The 18,935-nt window shown below is 72.4% G+C and carries 17 protein-coding genes; 4 read left to right on the top strand and 13 right to left on the bottom strand.

Annotation, left to right across the window (positions count from 1 at the left end; translation table 11 throughout):
- Window positions 1-24: 24 nt before the first annotated feature.
- Together ACFYO8_RS15945 and mug are read left to right on the top strand one after the other, a co-directional pair.
- Entirely contained in the window at window positions 25-786 is a 762-nt protein-coding gene (locus tag ACFYO8_RS15945; protein WP_354872594.1) for an SDR family oxidoreductase, read from the top strand.
- A 40-nt stretch (window positions 787-826) separates the two neighbouring features.
- Window positions 827-1,447 (top strand): G/U mismatch-specific DNA glycosylase, encoded by a 621-nt coding sequence (mug, locus tag ACFYO8_RS15940; protein WP_354872597.1) that lies wholly within the window; start codon window positions 827-829, stop codon window positions 1,445-1,447.
- Window positions 1,448-1,513: 66 nt separating this feature from the next.
- Here the strand turns inward: mug and ACFYO8_RS15935 are convergent, their stop codons facing one another.
- The 4 genes from ACFYO8_RS15935 to ACFYO8_RS15920 form a co-directional block, all read right to left on the bottom strand.
- The gene (locus ACFYO8_RS15935) at window positions 1,514-3,496 is read right to left on the bottom strand and encodes an ABC transporter ATP-binding protein (RefSeq protein ID WP_354872823.1); all 1,983 of its coding nucleotides are present in this window, start codon (window positions 3,494-3,496) and stop codon (window positions 1,514-1,516) included.
- A 131-nt stretch (window positions 3,497-3,627) separates the two neighbouring features.
- Window positions 3,628-4,395, bottom strand: coding sequence for an enoyl-CoA hydratase/isomerase family protein (locus ACFYO8_RS15930; protein WP_354872599.1), 768 nt, complete (start codon window positions 4,393-4,395; stop codon window positions 3,628-3,630).
- Between the two features lie 43 nt (window positions 4,396-4,438).
- On the bottom strand, window positions 4,439-4,666 hold the full coding sequence (locus tag ACFYO8_RS15925) for a helix-turn-helix domain-containing protein (RefSeq protein ID WP_007072022.1): 228 nt from the start codon (window positions 4,664-4,666) through the stop codon (window positions 4,439-4,441).
- A 647-nt stretch (window positions 4,667-5,313) separates the two neighbouring features.
- Window positions 5,314-6,921 (bottom strand): ABC-F family ATP-binding cassette domain-containing protein, encoded by a 1,608-nt coding sequence (locus tag ACFYO8_RS15920; protein WP_387189586.1) that lies wholly within the window; start codon window positions 6,919-6,921, stop codon window positions 5,314-5,316.
- Window positions 6,922-7,168: 247 nt separating this feature from the next.
- Between ACFYO8_RS15920 and ACFYO8_RS15915 the strand changes: the two genes are divergently transcribed.
- Window positions 7,169-8,083 carry a neutral zinc metallopeptidase gene (locus tag ACFYO8_RS15915; RefSeq protein WP_354872825.1) on the top strand — a complete coding sequence of 305 codons (915 nt, stop codon included), beginning with the start codon at window positions 7,169-7,171 and terminating at the stop codon, window positions 8,081-8,083.
- Window positions 8,084-8,148: 65 nt separating this feature from the next.
- Here the strand turns inward: ACFYO8_RS15915 and ACFYO8_RS15910 are convergent, their stop codons facing one another.
- The 3 genes from ACFYO8_RS15910 to ACFYO8_RS15900 all read right to left on the bottom strand — a co-directional run bounded on the left by ACFYO8_RS15910 (window position 8,149) and on the right by ACFYO8_RS15900 (window position 11,241).
- Complete coding sequence (locus tag ACFYO8_RS15910; RefSeq protein ID WP_355095303.1) at window positions 8,149-9,360, bottom strand: hypothetical protein; 1,212 nt, start codon at window positions 9,358-9,360, stop codon at window positions 8,149-8,151.
- 162 nt (window positions 9,361-9,522) lie between these two features.
- Complete coding sequence (locus ACFYO8_RS15905; RefSeq protein WP_355095301.1) at window positions 9,523-10,161, bottom strand: acVLRF1 family peptidyl-tRNA hydrolase; 639 nt, start codon at window positions 10,159-10,161, stop codon at window positions 9,523-9,525.
- Between the two features lie 186 nt (window positions 10,162-10,347).
- Entirely contained in the window at window positions 10,348-11,241 is an 894-nt protein-coding gene (locus ACFYO8_RS15900; protein WP_355095299.1) for an SDR family NAD(P)-dependent oxidoreductase, read from the bottom strand.
- Here ACFYO8_RS15900 and ACFYO8_RS15895 point away from each other — a divergent pair.
- A complete protein-coding gene (locus tag ACFYO8_RS15895) occupies window positions 11,240-11,674 on the top strand; it encodes a MarR family transcriptional regulator (RefSeq protein WP_355095296.1) in 435 nt (144 codons plus the stop codon). The two genes, ACFYO8_RS15900 and ACFYO8_RS15895, sit on opposite strands and share 2 nt — an antisense overlap.
- A 121-nt stretch (window positions 11,675-11,795) precedes the next feature.
- Here ACFYO8_RS15895 and ACFYO8_RS15890 read toward each other — a convergent pair whose 3' ends face one another.
- From ACFYO8_RS15890 to ACFYO8_RS15865, 6 genes are all read right to left on the bottom strand, one after another.
- Window positions 11,796-14,708 carry a M12 family metallo-peptidase gene (locus ACFYO8_RS15890; RefSeq protein WP_387257290.1) on the bottom strand — a complete coding sequence of 971 codons (2,913 nt, stop codon included), beginning with the start codon at window positions 14,706-14,708 and terminating at the stop codon, window positions 11,796-11,798.
- 5 nt (window positions 14,709-14,713) lie between these two features.
- A complete protein-coding gene (locus ACFYO8_RS15885) occupies window positions 14,714-15,496 on the bottom strand; it encodes a hypothetical protein (RefSeq protein WP_354872616.1) in 783 nt (260 codons plus the stop codon).
- A gap of 351 nt (window positions 15,497-15,847) precedes the next feature.
- The gene (locus ACFYO8_RS15880; protein ID WP_354872618.1) at window positions 15,848-16,474 is read right to left on the bottom strand and encodes a LysE family transporter; all 627 of its coding nucleotides are present in this window, start codon (window positions 16,472-16,474) and stop codon (window positions 15,848-15,850) included.
- Between the two features lie 195 nt (window positions 16,475-16,669).
- Entirely contained in the window at window positions 16,670-17,113 is a 444-nt protein-coding gene (locus ACFYO8_RS15875) for a metal-sulfur cluster assembly factor (protein WP_387188746.1), read from the bottom strand.
- The gene (gene sufU / locus ACFYO8_RS15870; protein WP_355094233.1) at window positions 17,110-17,583 is read right to left on the bottom strand and encodes a Fe-S cluster assembly sulfur transfer protein SufU; all 474 of its coding nucleotides are present in this window, start codon (window positions 17,581-17,583) and stop codon (window positions 17,110-17,112) included. The genes ACFYO8_RS15875 and sufU overlap by 4 nt, the downstream gene beginning before the upstream one ends.
- 42 nt (window positions 17,584-17,625) lie before the next feature.
- Window positions 17,626-18,930 (bottom strand): cysteine desulfurase, encoded by a 1,305-nt coding sequence (locus tag ACFYO8_RS15865; RefSeq protein ID WP_355094231.1) that lies wholly within the window; start codon window positions 18,928-18,930, stop codon window positions 17,626-17,628.
- Window positions 18,931-18,935 lie beyond the last annotated feature (5 nt).

Here is an 18,935-nt window from a genome sequence, read left to right as displayed (position 1 = left end):
CAGCCGGTACGGCAGGATCGGGGTATGGATCTCGGACTCGCCGACCGGGTGTACGTGCTCACCGGCGCCTCCGCCGGCCTCGGCTTCGCCACCGCCGAGCAACTCGTCGCCGAGGGCGCCCGGGTGGTCATCTCCGCGCGTACCCCGGAACGGGTGGCCGCCGCGATCGAGGCGCTCGGCGACCCGCGGCGGGCGATCGGGCTGACCGCCGACCTCGCCGACCCCGCCACGCCGGAGCGGCTCGTCGCCGCCGCCCGCGAACACTTCGGCCGCCTCGACGGCGCGCTGATCTCGGTCGGCGGCCCGCCGCCCGGCAGCGCCGCCACCGTCACCGACGAGCAGTGGCGCGAGTCGTTCGAGACGGTGTTCCTGGGCAGCGTCCGGCTCGCCCGCACGGTGGCCGGCGCCCTCACCGACGACGGCGCGATCGGGCTGGTGCTGTCCACCTCGGTACGCGGGCCGCTGGCCGGCCTCGGCATCTCCAACGGCCTGCGGCCGGGCCTCGCCGGGGTGGCCAAGGACATGGCCGACGAGTTCGGCCCGCGCGGCGTACGCGTGATCAGCCTGCTGCCGGGGCGGATCATGACCGACCGCAACCGGGAGCTGCTGGCCGGCTCCGGCGATCCCGAGCGGGCCCGCGCGCAGGCCGAGGCGGCGATCCCGCTGCGCCGCATCGGCGACCCGGCGGAGTTCGGCAGGGTGGCCGCGTTCCTGCTCTCCCCCGCCGCCGGGTACGTCACCGGGGTGACCGTGCCGGTCGACGGCGGCGCGCTGCGCGGGCTGTGACGGTGGGTGCGGTGGCCGGGCTTCCCGGGGCGGTGGGACGGTGAGCGATCGACGGCGTCCGGCCGGTGGGCGGCCCGAAGCCGCGCCCGGACCGGGCACCCCCGCCCGCCGCCACCCCCGGCCCAGCCGGGAACAGCTCGCCGCGGCGGCCGACCGGCTGCTGCCCGACGTGATCGCACCCGGCCTGGACGTGCTGTTCGTCGGCATCAACCCGGGCCTGTGGTCGGCGGCCACCGGTTGGCACTTCGCCCGCCCGGGCAACCGTTTCTGGCCCGCCCTGCACCGGGGCGGCTTCACGCCGCGCCTGCTGCACCCCAGCGAACAGGACACCCTCCCGGCGCTGGGCCTCGGCATCACCAACATGGTGGCCCGGGCCAGCGCCCGCGCCGACGAGCTCACCGCCGCGGAACTCGTCGACGGCGCCGCCACGCTCACCGCCAAGGTCGAGAACTACCGGCCGCGCTGGGTGGCGGTGGTCGGGGTGACCGCGTACCGGATCGGGTTCGCCCGGCCGAAGGCCGGGTTCGGGCCGCAGCCGGAGCCGCTCGCGACGGCCCGGCTCTGGGTGCTGCCCAACCCGAGCGGCCTGAACGCCCACTTCACCCCGGAGACGCTGGGCGCCGCGTTCGCGGAGCTGCGTGCCGCGGTCGTCGCGGGTTAGGGCTCCGGTCGTCGCGGGTTGAGCTTCGGCCGGGCGCTGCCGGGAGTGCTGCCTCGTCGGTCTCCGCTAGTTGGCCGCGGCCGGGGGCATGGCCTCGTGGGCGACGTAGGTGCCCATCGGCACCGTGGTCACCACCGGCTCGGGCTGCTCGGCCTCGGTGTGGGGCACGGGCGAGTCGGTGACCGCGAACTGGGTGCGGTACAGCTCGGCGTACAGGCCGCCGACGGCCACCAGCTCGTCGTGCCGGCCGCGCTCCACGATCCGGCCCTCGTCGAGCACGAGGATCTGGTCGGCGTCACGCACCGTGGAGAGCCGGTGCGCGATGACCAGCGCGGTACGCCCGGTCAGCGCCACCGACAGCGCCCGCTGCACGGCGGCCTCGCTTTCCGAGTCCAGGTGCGCGGTGGCCTCGTCGAGAATCACGATCGACGGGGCCTTGAGCAGCAACCGGGCGATGGCGATGCGCTGCTTCTCGCCGCCGGAGAAGCGGTAGCCCCGCTCGCCGACCGTCGTGTCGAGCCCGTCCGGCAGCGCCCGGACCAGGTCGGCGACCTGCGCGCCGGCCAGCGCCGCCCAGATCTCGTCGTCGGTGGCGTCCGGCTTGGCGTAGCGCAGGTTCTCCCGGATCGTCTCGTGGAACAGGTGCGAGTCCTGGGTGACCACGCCGATCTCGTCGCGCAGCGAGGCGAGCGTCGCGTCCCGCACGTCGACGCCACCGACCAGCACCTGGCCGTCGCTGACGTCGTAGATCCGGGAGATCAGCATGGACAGCGTCGACTTGCCCGCGCCGGAAGGACCGACCAGGGCCACCATCTGCCCCGGCTCGACGGAGAACGACACGCCCTTGAGGACCGGCTCGTTCACCGTCCGGTCGAGCGTCGACACATCCTCCAGGGAGGCCAGCGACACCTCGGCCGCGCTCGGGTAGCGGAAGCGCACGTCGCGGAACTCGACCCGGCCGCTGCCGCGCGGCACCGGCACCGCGTCGGGCTTCTCGGCGATGGTCGGGCGCAGGTCGAGCACCTCGAAGACCCGGTCGAAGGAGACGAGCGCGCTCATCACGTCGACCCGGACGTTCGACAGCGCGGTCAGCGGGCCGTAGAGGCGGGTCAGCAGCAGCGCCAGCTTGACCACGGTGCCGGCGCTGACCGCACCGGTGACCGCCAGCCAGCCGCCGACGCCGTACGTCAGGGCCTGGGCCAGCGACGCGACGAGCAGCATCGCGACGAAGAACGTCCGCGAGTACATCGCGGACTGGATGCCGATGTCGCGCACCCGCTCGGCCCGGCGGGCGAACCGGTCGGCCTCCACCTCCGGCGCGCCGAACAGCTTGACCAGGAGCGCGCCCGCCACACCGAAGCGCTCGGTCATCGTCGCGTTCATCTTGGCGTCGAGGTTGTACGACTCGCGGGTGATCTCGGCCAGCCGCTTGCCGACCCGGCGGGCCGGGATGATGAAGATCGGCAGCAGCACCAGCGCCAGCACGGTGATCTGCCAGGACAGCAGGAGCATCGCCCCGGCGGTGAGCACGAGCTGGATGACGTTGCTGACCACGCCGGACAGCGTCGAGGTGAACGCGCGCTGGGCGCCGAGCACGTCGTTGTTGAGCCGGCTGACCAGCGCGCCGGTCTGGGTGCGGGTGAAGAACTGCAACGGCAGCCGCTGGACGTGGTCGTACACCCGGGTGCGCAGGTCGAGGATGATGCCCTCGCCGATGCGGGCCGAATACCACCGCTGGACCAGGGAGAACACGGCGTCGGCCACAGCCAGCGCGGCGATGATCAGGGCGAGCCGGACGACTGTCGCGCGGGCGTCCGCGCCGCCATCGGCGATCGCGTCGATGACGTCACCGGCGAGCAGCGGCGTGGCCACGCCGATCACCGCGGCGACGATCACGGTGATCAGGAAGACGACGATGTCGCGCCGGTAGGGGCGGGCGAACGCGACGATCCGCCGGGCGGTGCCGCGCTTGAGCTCGTGGGTGGAGACCTCGTCGCGGTTGCGCAGCGAGCGGAGCATGCTCCAGCCGCCCATGCCGCCGCCGGCCATTGGGTGGGACACTCGTCACCTCCGGTCGTCAGGGCAGCAGGAATCGTCGGAGTCCATTCTCCCGACGCCTGTGACAACCTCGCGAGTAACCCAGATCTTCCCGAACGGTCCTTACGGAATCGCCGTACCGGCTATTCGCCCCGCCCGGCCAGGTCCCGGATCCGCCGGGTCTGCGCCTCCCGCTCGGCGCGCTGCTGCTCGGCGTGCGAGCGCCCGGCCGCGCCCGCGAGCAGCGCCTTGATCTCGACGATCGCGTCCCGGTTGTTCGCCAGCAGCCCGGCGGACAGGTCACGCACGGCGGCGTCCAGTTCGTCGTTGGGCACCACGAGCGTGGCCAGGCCGATCCGGTCCGCCTCGGTGGCGTCCATCCGCCGGCCGGTGGCGCAGATCTCCAGCGCCCGGGAGTAGCCGACCAGCTCGACCAGGCGGCGCGTGCCGGCCAGGTCGGGGACCAGGCCGAGGGTCACCTCGGCCATGGAGAGCTTGGCGTCGGCGGCGAGCACCCGCATGTCGCAGGCGAGGGCCAGTTGGAAGCCGGCGCCGATGGCGTGGCCCTGCACCGCGGCGATCGACACCACGTCCGGCCGGTGCAGCCAGGTGAAACCGCCCTGGTATCCGGCGATCCGGTCGGCGCACTCGGCCTCCGGCATCGCGGCCAGCTCGGCGAAGGAGCCCGGCCCGGTCGCGCCGGCGACCGCCAGGTCCAGGCCCGCGGAGAAGGCACGCCCCTCCCCGCGTACGACGACGACGCGGACGTCGCCCGGCAGGTCGCGGGAGAAGTCGCTCATCGCGCGCCACATCGCGGGAGTCTGGGCGTTCAGTACGTCGGGCCGGCACAACGTCACCGTCGCGACCGGCCCGTCGCAGTCGAAGCGCACTCCGGTCGTCTCGGCGGTCACCGGACGCCCCGGAACGCGCTGGTGGACGACGCTGGGGGGCGGGTCACGCCTTCTTCCGGCGCCGGGCACCGCCGCGCTGCCGCAGCTGCACCCCGGACTCGGTGAGCACCCGGTGGATGAACCCGTAGGAACGGCCGGTCGAGGCCGCCAGAGCACGAATGCTCTCTCCGCCGGTGTACCGCTTTACCAGGTCTTTGGCGAGCGTCTGACGCTCGGCCCCGACGATCCGGCGACCCTTCTCAGTGCTGGTGGCTGTGCCAGTGGCTGCCATGCTGATTCCTCACGTCCCAGACTGTGCGGTTCGGATACGGTCCCACCTATTAGACCGTCTCGGACGATCATGCGCCAGATATCAACTATTCGCCAACCGACACGCTACGCAATGTCAGCTTCCCGATAGAGTGATCCTTCCGGCCGGCTGATCCGTACCGGCCCGCCGACAAGCCCGTCCGCCACAGTTCGGCAAGGTGGCGGCGTCGCAGGGGGTGGACTGGCCAGGGCCCACGCCGTGGTCGGGCCGGTCCGTGCCGGCGGGTCCCCGAGAGGTACCGCCAATCGGCTTGCCGATCGACAGACGACGATTCGGCCCGCGCCGCTTCGGCAAAGTGGCGGCATCCTCCCGCATGACCGACACCAGTTTCCCGAAGTGGTTGCCTCGCCGCGCTCCGGATACCTCCACTTCGGCGAGCCGGTTCGGGTCATGCCGACGGTGGGTGCGCGGGCCGAATGGGTCAGGCGTTCCGGGCCGGCGGTGGGACCACCGGCGCGACGGGCCGTACCGTGCCCGGTGTGCTTGACATGATCACGGCCGCGGCGGGTGCCGCCGGCGTCTTCGCCGCCACCAACCGGCGCTCCGTCCCCGGCCGGCCCGGGCCGCCCGCACCGGGCCCGGCCCGCCCCGGGGAAGGGACGGACGGCTCAGGCCAGCTCTACCAGCTCCAGCAGGTCGTCGGACCAGGCGTCCTCGTCGCCGTCGGGCAGCAGGATGGCGCGGTCCGGCTTGAGCGCGGTGACCGCGCCCGGATCGTGGGTGACCAGCACGATCGCGCCCGGATAGCGGGCGATCGCGTCGAGCACCTGCTCCCGGCTCACCGGGTCGAGGTTGTTCGTCGGCTCGTCCAGCAGCAGCACGTTGGCGCCCGAGCACACCAGTGTGGCCAGCGCCAGCCGGGTCTTCTCGCCGCCGGAGAGCACGCCGGCCGGCTTGTCCACGTCCTCGCCGGAGAACAGGAACGCGCCGAGGATCTTGCGCAGGTCGGTGTCGGTCTGGTCGGACGCGGCGCTGCGCATGTGCTCCAGGATCGTCCGGTCCACGTCGAGCGTCTCGTGCTCCTGGGCGTAGTAGCCCAGCCGCAGCCCGTGCCCGGGACGCACCTCGCCGGTGTCCGGCTTTAGCAGCCCGCCGAGCATCCGCAGCAGCGTGGTCTTGCCGGCGCCGTTGAGGCCGAGGATGGCCACCCGCGAGCCCCGGTCCACCGCCACGTCGACGTCGGTGAAGATCTCCAGCGACCCGTACGACTTGGACAGGCCGGTCGCGGTCAGCGGCGTCTTGCCGCACGGCGCGGGGCTCGGGAACCGTACCTTGGCGACCCTGTCCGCGACGCGGACCTCGTCCAGGCCGGAGAGCAGGCGCTCGGCGCGGCGGGCCATGTTCTGCGCGGCGACGGTCTTGGTGGCCTTGGCCCGCATCTTGTCCGCCTGCGCCATCAGCGCGCCGGCCTTCTTCTCGGCGTTGGCCCGCTCCCGGCGGCGGCGGCGCTCGTCGGTCTCCCGCGCCTCCAGGTAGGCCTTCCAGCCCAGGTTGTACGTGTCGACCACGGACCGGGTGGCGTCCAGGAACCAGACCTTGTTGACCACGGCCTCCAGCAGTGCGCCGTCGTGGGAGATCACGATCAGGCCGCCCTTGTGGTTGGCGAGGAAGCCGCGCAGCCAGGTGATCGAGTCGGCGTCGAGGTGGTTCGTGGGCTCGTCGAGCAGCAGGATGCCGCCGCCGTTCTCGCCGGCGTCGCGGAACAGGATCCGGGCCAGCTCGATGCGGCGGCGCTGGCCGCCGGAGAGGGTGCCGATGGTCTGCGCCAGGGCCCGGTCGGGCAGGCCGAGGTTGGCGCAGATCCGGGCCGCCTCGGCCTCGGCCGCGTAGCCGCCGAGCGAGGCGAACTGGTCCTCCAGCGCGCCGTAGCGGCGGACCAGCCGCTCGTCGTCGGCGCCCTCGGCGAGCTTGTCCTCCAGCTCCTTCATCTGTGCCATGAGCACGTCCAGCCCACGGGCGGAGAGCACCCGGTCCCGGCCGGTGACGTCCAGGTCGCCGGTACGCGGGTCCTGCGGCAGATAGCCGATGGCGCTGCGCCTGTCGATCTGGCCGCCGTACGGCTGGCCCTCCCCGGCGAGCACCTTGAGTGTGGTGGTCTTGCCGGCGCCGTTGCGGCCGACCAGGCCGATCCGGTCCCCCGGCTGCACCCGCAGCGTGGTGTCGGACAGCAGGATCCGGGAACCGGCACGCAGTTCCAGGCCGGTGGCAGTGATCATTTCGGAGTACTCGCTCTCGGGTCCGGAAGGGCTGATTCAGGGCACGCGAAAGCGCCGGCGGGTGGTGATTTCCCGTCGGCGCGGGGCGGTTCAGCCTTCGCAGCGCAGCACGGGGACAAGTGTACCGGGCCCGGCGAGTCCTCTCCCCCGGATTACCGTGCAAGATCATCGGGTACGGAAACGGCCGTCCGGACCCGGTCCGGTACCGCAACCATCACATACGGACACATCGGTGATCGGGGTCAACATGGAGCTGAACGAGAACGCGCGGGTCGACACCAGCCAGGTGGACGACCGGCGAGGGTCCGGCGGAGGCGGCGGGATGGGCATTCCGATCCCGATCGGCGGCGGCCGCGGCGGGATCGTGGGCATCATCATCGCCGTGCTCGTCGCCCTGGTGGGCGGCGGCTTCGGCCTCAACGCCGCCACCAACGGCGGCGGTTCCGAGCAGGGCGACAACACCTCGCTGGAGCAGAAGTGCTCGGCGCAGGACGGGCTGAAGGAGCTCGACTGCCGCAACGCGCTCTACGTCAACTCGATCCAGGCGTACTGGCGCACCGCCCTGCCGGAGGCGTTCGGCGAGCAGTACCGGCCGTCGAAGACGGTGTTCTTCAGCCAGAACGTCAGCACGGCCTGCGGCGCGGCCGACTCGGGCGTCGGCCCGTTCTACTGCCCGGCCGACGACCTGGTCTACATCGACCTCAGCTTCTACAAGCTGCTCGCCGACCAGCTCGGCGCCGAGGGCGAGTTCGCCCAGCCGTACGTGCTGGCCCACGAGTACGGCCACCACGTGCAGGACCTGCTCGGCACCGAGGCGCAGATGCGCCGCCAGCAGCAGCGCGACCCGCAGAGCGCGAACGCGCTGTCGGTGAAGCTGGAGCTGCAGGCCGACTGCTACGCCGGCGCCTGGGCGAAGAACGCCACCGGCACCGCCGACGAGCAGGGCCAGAAGATCTTCAAGAGCATCACCGAGCAGGACATCTCACAGGCCATCGACACGGCCGAGAAGATCGGCGACGACGCCATCCAGCAGCGCTCCGGCCGGCCGGTGAACCCGGACGAGTTCACCCACGGCAGCTCCGAGCAGCGCAAGCAGTGGTTCACCAAGGGCTTCACCACCGGCGACCCGAAGTCCTGCGACACCTTCGGCGCCGGGGCCTGACCCGCGCCGCATCGGCCCGCACCGCCGTCTGCGGTGGTGCGGGCCGATGTCGTGTCCGGGGCCGGTCAGGCCGGTAGTGCCACCTGAGCCGGAGTGGACCGGTTGGCAGTCGTCCCGTCACCGAGCTGACCGCCGCTGTTGTCGCCCCAGCACCACAGGCCGCCGTCGGTACGGATGCCGCAGCCGTGGTCGGTCACCGCGACCTCGCCGGTCCACGTGGTGGCCGTGCCGACCTGGACGGGCGCGGACCGGTGGGTGGTGCCGCCGTCGCCCACCTGCCCGGTCGAGTTCTTGCCCCAGCACCACAGGCTGCCGTCGGTACGCGACGCGCACGCCGTGTCGCTGCTCGCGGCGATCCGGCTCCACGTGGTGGCGGCGCCGATCTGCACCGGCGCGGTCCGGTACGAGCCGCTCACGCCGAGCTGCCCGTATCCGTTCTCACCCCAGCACCACAACGCGCCGGACCGGATCCCGCAGGTGTGCGCGTACCCGGCCACCACGCCGGTCCACCCGGTAGCGGTGCCGACCTGCGCGGGCGCGGTCTGCGGCGCCAGGTTGCCCAACCCGAGCTGGCCGTCCGAGCTGGACCCCCAGCACCAGAGCGTGCCGCCGGTGCGGACACCGCAGGTGTGCCCGAAGCCGGTCGAGACGCTCACCCAGTCCGTCGCCGCGCCGACCTGCAACGGGGTGTTCGCCACGTAGGGCGAGGCGCCGACACCGAGCTGCGTGGTCCGGTTGAATCCCCAGCACCAGAGCGTGCCGTCGGTGCGGATCGCGCAGGTGTGCGAGGGGCCGGCGTCGACACTGGCCCAGGTGGCGACGGTGCCGACCTGCACCGGGGCGGTGCGGGTGGTGGTGGTTCCGTCACCGAGCTGGCCCCGGAAGTTGGAGCCCCAGCACCAGAGCGTCCCGTCGGTGCGTACCGCGCAGGTGTGCCCGGAGCCGGCGTCGACATCCGTCCACGTGGCGGCGCCGACCCGCGCCGGGGCGCTCCGGTTCGTGGTGGTCCCGTCGCCGAGCTGGCCGCCGTAGTTCGAGCCCCAGCACCACAGTCCCCCGTCGGTGCTGATCGCGCAGGTGTGCGCGCCGCCCGCGGTGACGGTGGTGAGCGCGGGCGCGGCGAGCGCGGCGCGCTCGACCGGACCCGCGTTGGCCGTGCCGGCTGTCAGCGTGGCGGTGAGCACGAGGCTTCCGGCGCTCATCGCCGCCGCCGCGACGAGGAGCCTCGTCGCACGGCGCCACCGGGCCCGCAGCCGGCCGTCCTGATATCCGCTCATGAAGTTGTTCTCTCCCAACGATGTCGACGCGTGATGGCGGAGGCGAAGCTGCCCAGCGGGTCGCCCGGAGACCCGGCTTCGTGACACCGACCATAGGCATCGAGTCGATTCGATGCACCATCGAGGATCGGGATTGAGGCGTCTTGAGGTGATCTTTCCTGTTCAGCGGACCAGGATGTGGACCGCCCGAGCGGCCGCCACGGCCGCCACCAGCACCGCGTGCCGAGGCTCCGGCACGTCGAGCAGGCGCGGCGCGCGCAGCGCCGCGAGCGGGGCCAGCCGCCGGTCGGCGAGCACCGTGTCCACCGCGCGCCGGTCACCGCCGCACACCAGCGCCGCCAGGGTGCCCGCTTCCGGCACCAGCAGACGTACGGCCAGCTCGGCGGCGTCCCCCAGGGCGGCCTTCGCCTGGTTGTCCCGCCGCCGGGCGAACCGCTGCTGGGACCAGCCACCCGCCGCGGTGCGGCCCTGCACGTACCGGGTGTCCACCTTGGAGACCACCAGGTCGGCGCCGTCGGCGACGCCGACCGCCACCGCGCCCTTGCGGGCCAGGAGCAGACCGAGCCGGCGGGCCGCCGTGGCGAAGGCGACGAATCCGGGTACGTCCGCCGACGCGGCCGCGCCGGGCGGGGTGTGCAGCTCGGCGGTGGCGCCGTCCGGGGCGGTGAGCAGCAGCCCGTACTTGTGGACGGTCGTCGTCGGCGGGCCGTGCCGGTCGGCGAAGCCCTCGACCCAGCGGGCGACGCGGGCCGGGTCGACCTCGACCCACCGGCCGCCCCCGGCTGCGGGTCGGCTGGTCACCGTCCGACCGTACGACATGGCGAGGCCCGCCGGCCCGCCGGGCGACAACCGGACGGACCCTCGTCGAGACAGGCGGTCAGGGCCGCGCGGACAGAGACCTGCTTCGGGTACGCCTCAATCACGCGTCATCCTGGTCGCCGCCCCGGTCCCATCACTGGTTTTCGCCCCGCTCGCACCGCGACTCGGCTACTGGTCGATGAGCTCGCGGGTTGCCGCGCGCAGCCGGGCGCGTGCCGGGGCGTCGTACGCCTGCTCGTGAGCACGGGCCTCGTCGAACCGGTCGAAGTAGCGCCCGGTCACCTGCCCGAGCGCAGAGTCGATGATCAACCGCAGGGTGGGCAGCGCACCGTCGTGAACTGAGGCGGCAGGTGCCAGGCCGCTGGTCCGGACCATCGGCGTGTCCATGAGATGGGCGGGGTGCAGTGCGTTCACCGTGATGCCATGGCCGCCCAGTTCCACCGCGAGATCGAAACTACTCATGATCATGGCGAGCTTGGCCCGGCAGTAGGCCTGGACTCCGTCGTAGTGCCGGCTGAGCATCAGGTCATCGAAGTCGACCGGCGCCTGGCCCTTCGACGCGACGTTCACCACCCGGGCCGCGCCGGATGCGGCGAGCAGCGGCGCCAACTCCCAGGTCAGCAGATGGGGCGCCAGGTGGTTCACGGTCAGCCGCAACTCGTGCCCCTGTCGGCCGATCTCGCGCCGGGTGGGATCACTGCCGCCGCCGACCGCAGCGTTGTTGACCAACACGTCGAGTCGCGGCTCGACCTGCCGGATGCGGTCGGCCAGTCCGCGCACCTGCTCCAGGTCGGCGAGGTCGGCCCGGTAGGTCCGCGCGGTCGTCTCCGCACCCAACTCCTCGGCCACCCGGCCCAATCGCTCCGGGTCGCGCCCGTGCAGCAGCAGCGTGGCACCGCGCCCGGCCAGATCCCGAGCCACCTGGCGGCCCAGGCCGGTGGTGGCGCCGGTGATGAGGATGACCTTTCCGTCCACGCGGCCTCCAAAGCCTTGATCGACCATCAAGACCTTGATGGTAATACAGGTTTTTATCGAGATTCCAGAGACTACGATGTGCGACATGGGAATGCCGGCCGGGGAACGACTCGGCCTCGACATCAAACGCGCCGAGCAGGCGCTCATGGCGGCGAAGACCGCCGCGTTGCGGCCCGCGAACCTGACCGTCGCGCAGTATTCCGCGCTGCTGGCGCTCGCCGACAGCCCCGGCATCTCGGGCGCGGCGCTCGCCCGGTCCTGCCTCGTCACCCCGCAGGCCATGGCGGCCGTGCTGAAAACCCTCGAGGAACGCGGCCTCGTGGTCCGTGCACCGCACCGATGGCACCGGCACGTCCTCGAGACTCACCTCACCGAGGCGGGCCAGGAAGCCCTGACCGTGGCCGACGGTGCCGCCGTACGCATCGAACGCCGCCTCGCGGACACGTTCACCGACGAGGAGCGACGGACCCTGCGACACCTGCTGGCGCGCGGCGTGCAGGCGATCGAGGAGCAGGAGTGACCGCCGGGGCCGACGGGCGACCGCTCGGTCAGACGTTGAAGCCGAGCGAGCGGAGCCGGCACCACCAGAAACAACGCGGGAGGACACCGTGACCGGTGCCCTCCCGCGTCTGCCGCGTGGATCAGTGGACGGTGAGGTTGCCGCCCTTCAGGTTGACCTCGGCGGTCGCGCCACCCGTCCAGTCGGACGACAGGAGCAGGGCGCCGCCCTTCCACAGGGTGAGCCCGACGCCGTCGTTCCTACCGGGGGCGCCCCGGTCGGTCACCGTCACGGCCAGGGTCAGCCCGGAGGCCACCAGCTTGCCCTTGCTGTCGTACAGGGCGGCCTGGTAGCGCACCTGGGCGACCTTGCCCGCCGAGGTGACGCCGAGCGCGTCGACCGTGTCGGCCTTGATCGTGTACGACTTCCCGCCGGAGCGGAACTCGACCTCGGCCTTGCCCGACGGGGCCTTGTTCGCCTTGCCCGGCTTCGCGTTCAGCTCCACCTCGACAGTGGAGTTCACGTCGGCCGGGTAGGTCCCCGCCGAGCGGGTGGCGGTGAACTCGCCACCGCCGGTGAGGAACCCACCGTCGGAGACGGCGACGGTCACCTGGGCGGTGGTGCTGCCCGTGTAGTTGCCGCCGACGGTCGCGGTGACCGTGTGCGTACCCTTCGGCAGGGTGGCCGCACACGCCGCGGACGCGGTGGTGGTGGCCGTGCCGAGCAGGGTCGGCGCGGCGGTGCAGAGCGTCACGCCGTCCTCGGTGAAGGTGACGGTGGCGGTACGGATGTCACCCGCCGTGGTGTCCGTCGCCCCGGGCAGCACCGAGCCGTCCCAGACGACGGCCCGCAGCAGGGCCGTGCCGGACGCGCCGCCGGTCGCGGTGTTCACGAGCGTGTCACCGGCCCAGCTGACCGCCGCGTCCTCGGCGGCGACGGTGACGGTGAACGAGGTGGCACCGGTCAGCCCGGAGCCGTCGGACACGGTCACGGTGACCGGGTAGCCACCCGGGGCCGCCGTGGTGGTGCCGGCGACGGTCCAGGTACGCGAGCCCGGCCGGGCGTCGGTCGCGGAGGTGCTCGTGACGGCCAGGGACAGGCCGGCGGGCAGCCCGGTGGCGGCAGCGGTCAGATCCGCGCCGGCGGTGTCGCCGTCGGTCGCGGTGACGGTGACGGCCGGCGAGAGCGCGTCGCTGTACTGCACGCGTGCGCCGCCGTCGGGGGCGGTGCTGGTGACGACCGGGGCGGACCGGACGGTGAAGTCGGCGTCGTTGACGTCGAAGAAGACGTTGCCGACCGCCTCGATCTTGATCCGGGCCTTCTCGGTGGCCACGTTCGGCAGCGTCACGGTCGCCGTGCCGGTGTTGGCGGTCCGCTCGGCCAGCACGTACGGGAAGGTCAGGCCGCCGTCGGCGGACAGCGAGATCTTCACCTGCGCGGCGTTCACCGGCGCCACGTCGGTGCCGGCGACGTCCCACGTCACGGTCTGGGTCGAGCCGCCGTCCAGGACGGCGGCGGTGCCCTGCGAGGTCACCAGGAACGGACCCGCGTCCGGCGCCAGCACCACGGCGACATCGGCGCTGCCGACGCCGCCGCCACCCAGCCGCCCGTCCCGGGCGGTGAGCTTGAAGTGCAGGGTCCGGTCGCCCGCGATGCCGACCCAGTCGCGGGTGGGCAGGAACTCCGAGTAGCAGTCCACCAGCTCGGCCGGCACGTTCGACGCGCCACCGGTGGCCGGCGGGGCCGGCGCGGCCGGGCAGGCGCCGGTGGCGGCGTTGGTGTTGCCGGCCAGGATCTGCCGCATGTCCGGGAAGACCCGGGTCGAGTCGGTGGTGACCGAGTTCAGGCCCGGCGAGTGGTACTTCAGCGTGTCGGTCGGCGACACGATCGCCGCCTCGCCGAACACCCGGAACAGCGGACCGTTGACCTTCGTGTTGTTCGTCAGCGCGGTACCGGTCGTGGCGCCCCTGTCGTTCTGCTCCCACAGGTACGTGATGGTGTCGCCGTCGGCGTCGGTGGCGCTGCCGGTCAGCGCGAACGGCGTACGCACCGGGATCGTGACGGTCTCCGGCACGGTGACCAACGGGGCGTGGTTGGCGGTCTCCTCGACCAGCCAGCCGCCGTTGTCGATGGCGCCACCCTTGGCCGTCTCGCCGACGAATCCGGAGGTGCCGGAGGTGTTCGTGAGTTCCAGCGACGCCACGTTCGTGGTCGCCAGCGTGCCGCCGAAGGTCACCTGGAAGCCGTTGTCGTTGAGCGCGCCGCTGCCACCGAACGCGGCCACCGCGACAGTCGCGCCGGCCGGCCAGCCGGCGAGGCCCTCGATGGCCGCCTTGATGCCGGCGGTGGTGTAGTTGACGCCCCGCACGATCGGCGCCGAGTCGTTGCCCGCGTAGCGGACGGTGAAGGACTCACCGTCGGCGTCGAACCCGTACAACGAGACGGTCTGCACCTCGTTGATCGCCGGACGGTTCGACGTCACGTAGTTGGTGATCTCGGTGTAGCTGCGGTGCGACCAGTACGGGTCGCTGTGCGGCTGCAGGTTGTCCTGCTGGCAGATGCCCGCGTACGCCATGATCGACGAACCGCTGCCCGGCTCGTACGAGTTGGCCGCGCTGCGGTTGCCGCCCGAGCAGTTGTACTGCGTGCCGTTGAAGGTGTGGTTGCCGGCGAACTGGTGACCCATCTCGTGGGAGACGTAGTCGACCGCGTAGAAGTCGCCGACCGGCGTCGGCAGGCCGGTGCAGCCCTGCGCCTTGCCGTTGCCGCCGATCACGCCGAGACTCGCCACGCCACCGCCGTTGACGCCCAGGCCGATGTGGCCCACGTCGTAGTTGCTCGCGCCGACCAGCTGGCCGAGCACGATCCGGTTGCGGCTGAGCGTGCCGCTGCCGCAGGAGGTGAGCTGCGCCGGGGTGAAGCAGGCCGCCGCGCCGCACGGCCCGTTCGGCTCGGTGGCCAGGGCCGGCGTGTTCAGGTTGGTCTTCTCGGTGTCGTCGATCAGCACGAGCCGGATCGCGGTCTCGTCCTCGTAGATCTGGGTGACCCGGTTCATCAGCGTCACCTTCGCGGCGGTGACGTTCTCCGCGCCGAAGTAGGTGGCGTAGGGTCGGTCACCAGCGCCACCCGGTAGGTGCGCAGCTTCACCAGCGGCCCGGCCGGGACCTCCGCCGCGGCGATCTCCCCGGCCAGGGCGTGCGCCTCCTGCGTGACGTCCGCACGCTCGACGAACTCACCCTCCGGCTGCTCCAGGTCGCGGGCGAAGTAGCTCGCGTAGACGCTCTGGTCGCGCTGGTAGTACGGGTCGATGTACCAGTTGCCAGTGGTCGAGCGGACCGAGGCGTGGAACCCGAGCGGGGTGAGGTCCGCGCGGATGGTGGCCGCCGGGTCGTCCAGGCCCTTGCCTGCGTACGTGGTGATCTCCGGGTGCTTCGCGGCCAGGCCGGCCTCCATGACCGGCGAGTCGACCAGCTCGAAACGCTGGAACGTGCCGTCCGGGGCGGGCAGCGACACGACCTGCTTCGGCACCCGGGCCACCGCCACGCGCTTCTCGGCGGGCGCCTTGTCGAGCAGGCCCTTCATGGTGCCGCGGTCCAGCTTGTACGCGGCCAGCCGCTTGGCCTTGACGGCGGCCTTGCGGCCCGCCTTGGTGGCGGCCGGCTTGCCGTCCACCTTCTGCCACGGTCCGTGGACGCCGGGCGCGGCGGAGGCGGGCGCGGGCGCCGCGAGAACGGGAAGCGCCGCCGCGGCCAGCGCGGCGACGAGGAGGGCAGCGGTCCGTCCGCGCCGGGGCCGACCGGCGGGCTGCCGGTCGCACGGCGGACGCCACAGGGTGATCCTCAAGTCTTCTCCCTGCTGGGTCGAGTGTGGACCGACGCACGACCGGCGGGGATGACCGGACGTACGGGTACGGTCCACGAATTGTTCCGTGACCCTAGGACCACCCGCGACTGCGGACATCACCCGGAAGGTGGATGCGGTTCTACCTGGACGGTGATCGCGTCGTCCCGGCCCGCGGGATCCGCGCTTCCGACGGCAGAGCCGGTCACCCTGACGGCCGAGGACACCTGTGGTCGGACGCGGGACCGGGAAGGGATCCTTCCTCCGTGCGGAACTGCCGTTTCGGCCGATCCCCCGGTAACGGGTCATGAACCGGCCCGCAACCGGGCTGACACACGGCCGTGTCCACGTCGGTCACCCGCCGAGCAGTGTGGCGACCGCGAGGGCCGCGACGATGACGCCGGACAGCAACGCGGTGAGCCGCCGCCCACGGGGGCCGGTGAGGGCCCGGCCGATCAGCGAGCCGCCCCCGGCGATCAGCAACTGCCAACTGGCCGAGGCCAGGAACACCCCGGCCGTGAAGACGGCCGCGCCCGCCGGACCGGGGCCGAGCACGTCGCCCCGGCCGAGGACGAGCGCCACGAAGTAGACCACTGTCGCCGGATTGAGCAGGGTCAACGCGAGCACCGCGCCGAACGCCCGCAGCGGCGTGTCCAGGCCACCCCGCGCGCTCGGCTGGCGCGTCGTGACCGGCGGGCGCAGGGCGCGCCAGGCGGTGAGGCCGGCGAGGACCAGCAGCACGCCCGCGGCGAGCAACCGCAGCGGACCCGCGACCGGCGCGAGGCCGCTCGCCACCGCGGCGCCGCCGAGCGCCGCGACCGCCGCGTAGAGACCGTCGGCGGCGGCCACGCCGAGCGCCGCCGCCGCACCGACGCGGAACGAGGTACGGGCGCTGAGCCCGAGGATGAGGATCGCGATCGCGCCGACCGGGATGGCGACGCCGTAACCGGCGACCAGGCCGGCGAGGAACGCCCCGGTCACGACGACGGGAGGTGGGGCGAGGCGGCCGGCGGCAGGCCGCGCTGTCGGCGTGCGGCAGTGGCCGCACGGACAGGAGCCTGCTTCGGATACGCCTCGGTCACCGGCTCATCCTGCGCCCCGCTCCCCCACCCCGCCACCTGTTTCCCGGCTGGGTCGGGCAGGGGTGCCGCGCCCGTGGTGGTGACCGGGGAACGGTCAGACGTTGAAGCCGAGCGAGCGGAGCTGGTCGCGTCCCTCGTCGGTGATCTTGTCGGGGCCCCACGGCGGCAGCCACACCCAGTTGATCCGCATGTCGTTCACCAGGCCGCCACCGGGACCGGTGGTCAGCGCCTGCCGGGCCTGGTCCTCGATCACGTCGGTCAGCGGGCAGGCCGCCGAGGTCAGCGTCATGTCCAGGGTGGCGACGTTGTCGTCGTCGACGTGGACGCCGTACACCAGGCCGAGGTCGACCACGTTGATGCCCAGCTCGGGGTCGACGACGTCCTTCATCGCCTCCTCGATGTCGCCGATCGCGGCCTTGCCGCCGGCCGGCGCCGCTCCACCGACCGGCGTCGCGCCGTCGGCGGCAGCCATCCCGTTGACGGTCGCGCCGTCGGTGGCCACCGCGCCGGCCTCGGGGGTCGTGTTCTCGTCGCTCATGCCTTCACCTCCGGGCTCACGCCCACCCCGGCGCGTGCCGCGGCGTCCTTGAACGCCATCCACGACAACAGCGCGCACTTGACCCGGGCCGGAAAGCGCGCGACACCCGCGAACGCCACCCCGTCACCGAGCACGTCCTCGTCCGGCGTGACCTGGCCCCGTCCGGACATCAACTCCACGAACGCCCCGTGCACCACAGCGGCGTCGCCCGCCGCCCTGCCGCGCAGCAACTCGTGCAGGATGCTCGCCGACGCCTGGCTGATCGAGCAGCCCATCCCGTCGTACGAGATGTCGGTGAACACGCTGCCGTCGGTCGCCACCCGTACGGTGATCTCGTCGCCGCAGGTCGGGTTGACGTGGTGCGCCTCGCCGACCCGGGCGGTCGGGTCCGCCGCGTCCCGCAGGCCGCGGCCGTGCGGGTGCTTGTAGTGGTCCAGGATGATCTCCTGATAAAGAGAATCAAGTTGCATCAGGCTGCGCTCCTGTCGACTCGCGGACTCCTGCGTCGCCGCTCACGCGAACACCTTCCGCACCTGCCCCAGACCCGCCACCAGGGCGTCGATCTCCGCGGTGGTGGTGTAGAGGTAGAACGACGCCCGCGTCATGGCCGGCACCCCGAAGCGGGTGCACACCGGCTTGGCGCAGTGGTGTCCCACCCGCACCTGCACGCCGAGCGAGTCGAGCACCTGCCCGACGTCGTGCGGGTGCACGTCACCGAGCGCGAACGAGATCGTCCCGCCCCGGCCGACCGGCACCGTCGGACCGAAGATCCGCAGGCCGGGCACCGTGGCGAGGGCGTCGAGCGCGTACGCCGTCAGCTCCTTCTCGTGCCACTGGATGGCCGGCATGCCGATCGCGGTGAGGTAGTCCACCGCCGCGCCGAGCGCCACCGCCTCGGCGATCGGCGGCGTGCCCGCCTCGAACCGCGCCGGTGGCGCGGCGAACGTCGAGCGCGCCATCGTCACCGTCTCGATCATCGAGCCGCCGCCCATCACCGGGGGCATCGCGGCAAGCAGCTCGCCCCGGCCCCAGAGCACGCCGATGCCGGTCGGACCGCACATCTTGTGCCCGGTGAAGACGATGAAGTCGGCGTCGTAGGCGACCACGTCCATCGGCAGGTGCGGCACCGACTGCGAGCAGTCGAGCAGCAGCAGCGCGCCGACCTCGCGGACCCGCGCGGTGATCCGCGCGGTGGCGTTGACGGTGCCGAGGATGTTCGACATGTGCACCAGCGAGACGATCTTCGTCCGCTCGGTGACGAGGTCGTCCAGGCCGGACTCGTCGAGCCGGCCCTGGTCGGTGACCGGGAACCAGCGCAGCGTCGCGCCGGTGCGCTCGGCCAGCAACTGCCACGGGACGATGTTCGAGTGGTGCTCCATCTCGGAGATCACGATCTCGTCGCCGGGGCCCAGCCGGAACCTCGGGTCACCGTCGGCGCGCAGCGAGGCGTTCGAGAACGCGTACGCCACGATGTTGATCGCCTCGGTGGAGTTCTTGGTGAACACCACCTCGTCCACGCTCGGCGCGTTGACGAACGCGGCGATCTTCGCCCGCGCGCCCTCGTACGCCTCGGTCGCCTCGGCGCCCAGCGTGTGCACCGAGCGCGACACGTTGGCGTTGTGCAGCGAGTAGTGCTGGGCGAGCACGTCGAGCACCTGCCGCGGCTTGTGCGAGGTGTTGGCGCTGTCCAGGTAGACCAGCGGGTGGCCGTTTACCTCCCGGTCGAGGATCGGGAAGTCGGCCCGCACCTGCGCCACGTCGAAGCGCGGCACGTCGTCGTACTGCGGCATGCCCGCCGGGATGGCCATCGAGGTCATGTCGG

Source organism: Micromonospora sp. NPDC005257, assembly GCF_042872445.1.
Lineage (GTDB): Bacteria > Actinomycetota > Actinomycetes > Mycobacteriales > Micromonosporaceae > Micromonospora.
The sequence above is the reverse complement of the archived record's forward strand: the minus strand, read 5'-3'. Positions and strand labels throughout refer to the sequence as shown.

Bases quoted from the DNA above. Each gene is read 5' to 3' on its own strand.
- ACFYO8_RS15945 (WP_354872594.1), top strand. From the start codon at position 25: ATGGATCTCGGACTCGCCGACCGGGTGTACGTGCTCACCGGCGCCTCC.
- ACFYO8_RS15935 (WP_354872823.1), bottom strand. From the start codon at position 3,496: ATGGCCGGCGGCGGCATGGGCGGCTGGAGCATGCTCCGCTCGCTGCGC.
- ACFYO8_RS15925 (WP_007072022.1), bottom strand. From the start codon at position 4,666: ATGGCAGCCACTGGCACAGCCACCAGCACTGAGAAGGGTCGCCGGATC.
- ACFYO8_RS15920 (WP_387189586.1), bottom strand. From the start codon at position 6,921: ATGATCACTGCCACCGGCCTGGAACTGCGTGCCGGTTCCCGGATCCTG.
- ACFYO8_RS15915 (WP_354872825.1), top strand. From the start codon at position 7,169: ATGGAGCTGAACGAGAACGCGCGGGTCGACACCAGCCAGGTGGACGAC.
- ACFYO8_RS15910 (WP_355095303.1), bottom strand. From the start codon at position 9,360: ATGAGCGGATATCAGGACGGCCGGCTGCGGGCCCGGTGGCGCCGTGCG.
- ACFYO8_RS15895 (WP_355095296.1), top strand. From the start codon at position 11,240: ATGGGAATGCCGGCCGGGGAACGACTCGGCCTCGACATCAAACGCGCC.
- ACFYO8_RS15900 (WP_355095299.1), bottom strand. From the start codon at position 11,241: ATGTCGCACATCGTAGTCTCTGGAATCTCGATAAAAACCTGTATTACC.
- ACFYO8_RS15890 (WP_387257290.1), bottom strand. From the start codon at position 14,708: ATGAACCGGGTCACCCAGATCTACGAGGACGAGACCGCGATCCGGCTC.
- ACFYO8_RS15875 (WP_387188746.1), bottom strand. From the start codon at position 17,113: ATGAGCGACGAGAACACGACCCCCGAGGCCGGCGCGGTGGCCACCGAC.
- sufU (WP_355094233.1), bottom strand. From the start codon at position 17,583: ATGCAACTTGATTCTCTTTATCAGGAGATCATCCTGGACCACTACAAG.
- ACFYO8_RS15865 (WP_355094231.1), bottom strand. From the start codon at position 18,930: ATGACCTCGATGGCCATCCCGGCGGGCATGCCGCAGTACGACGACGTG.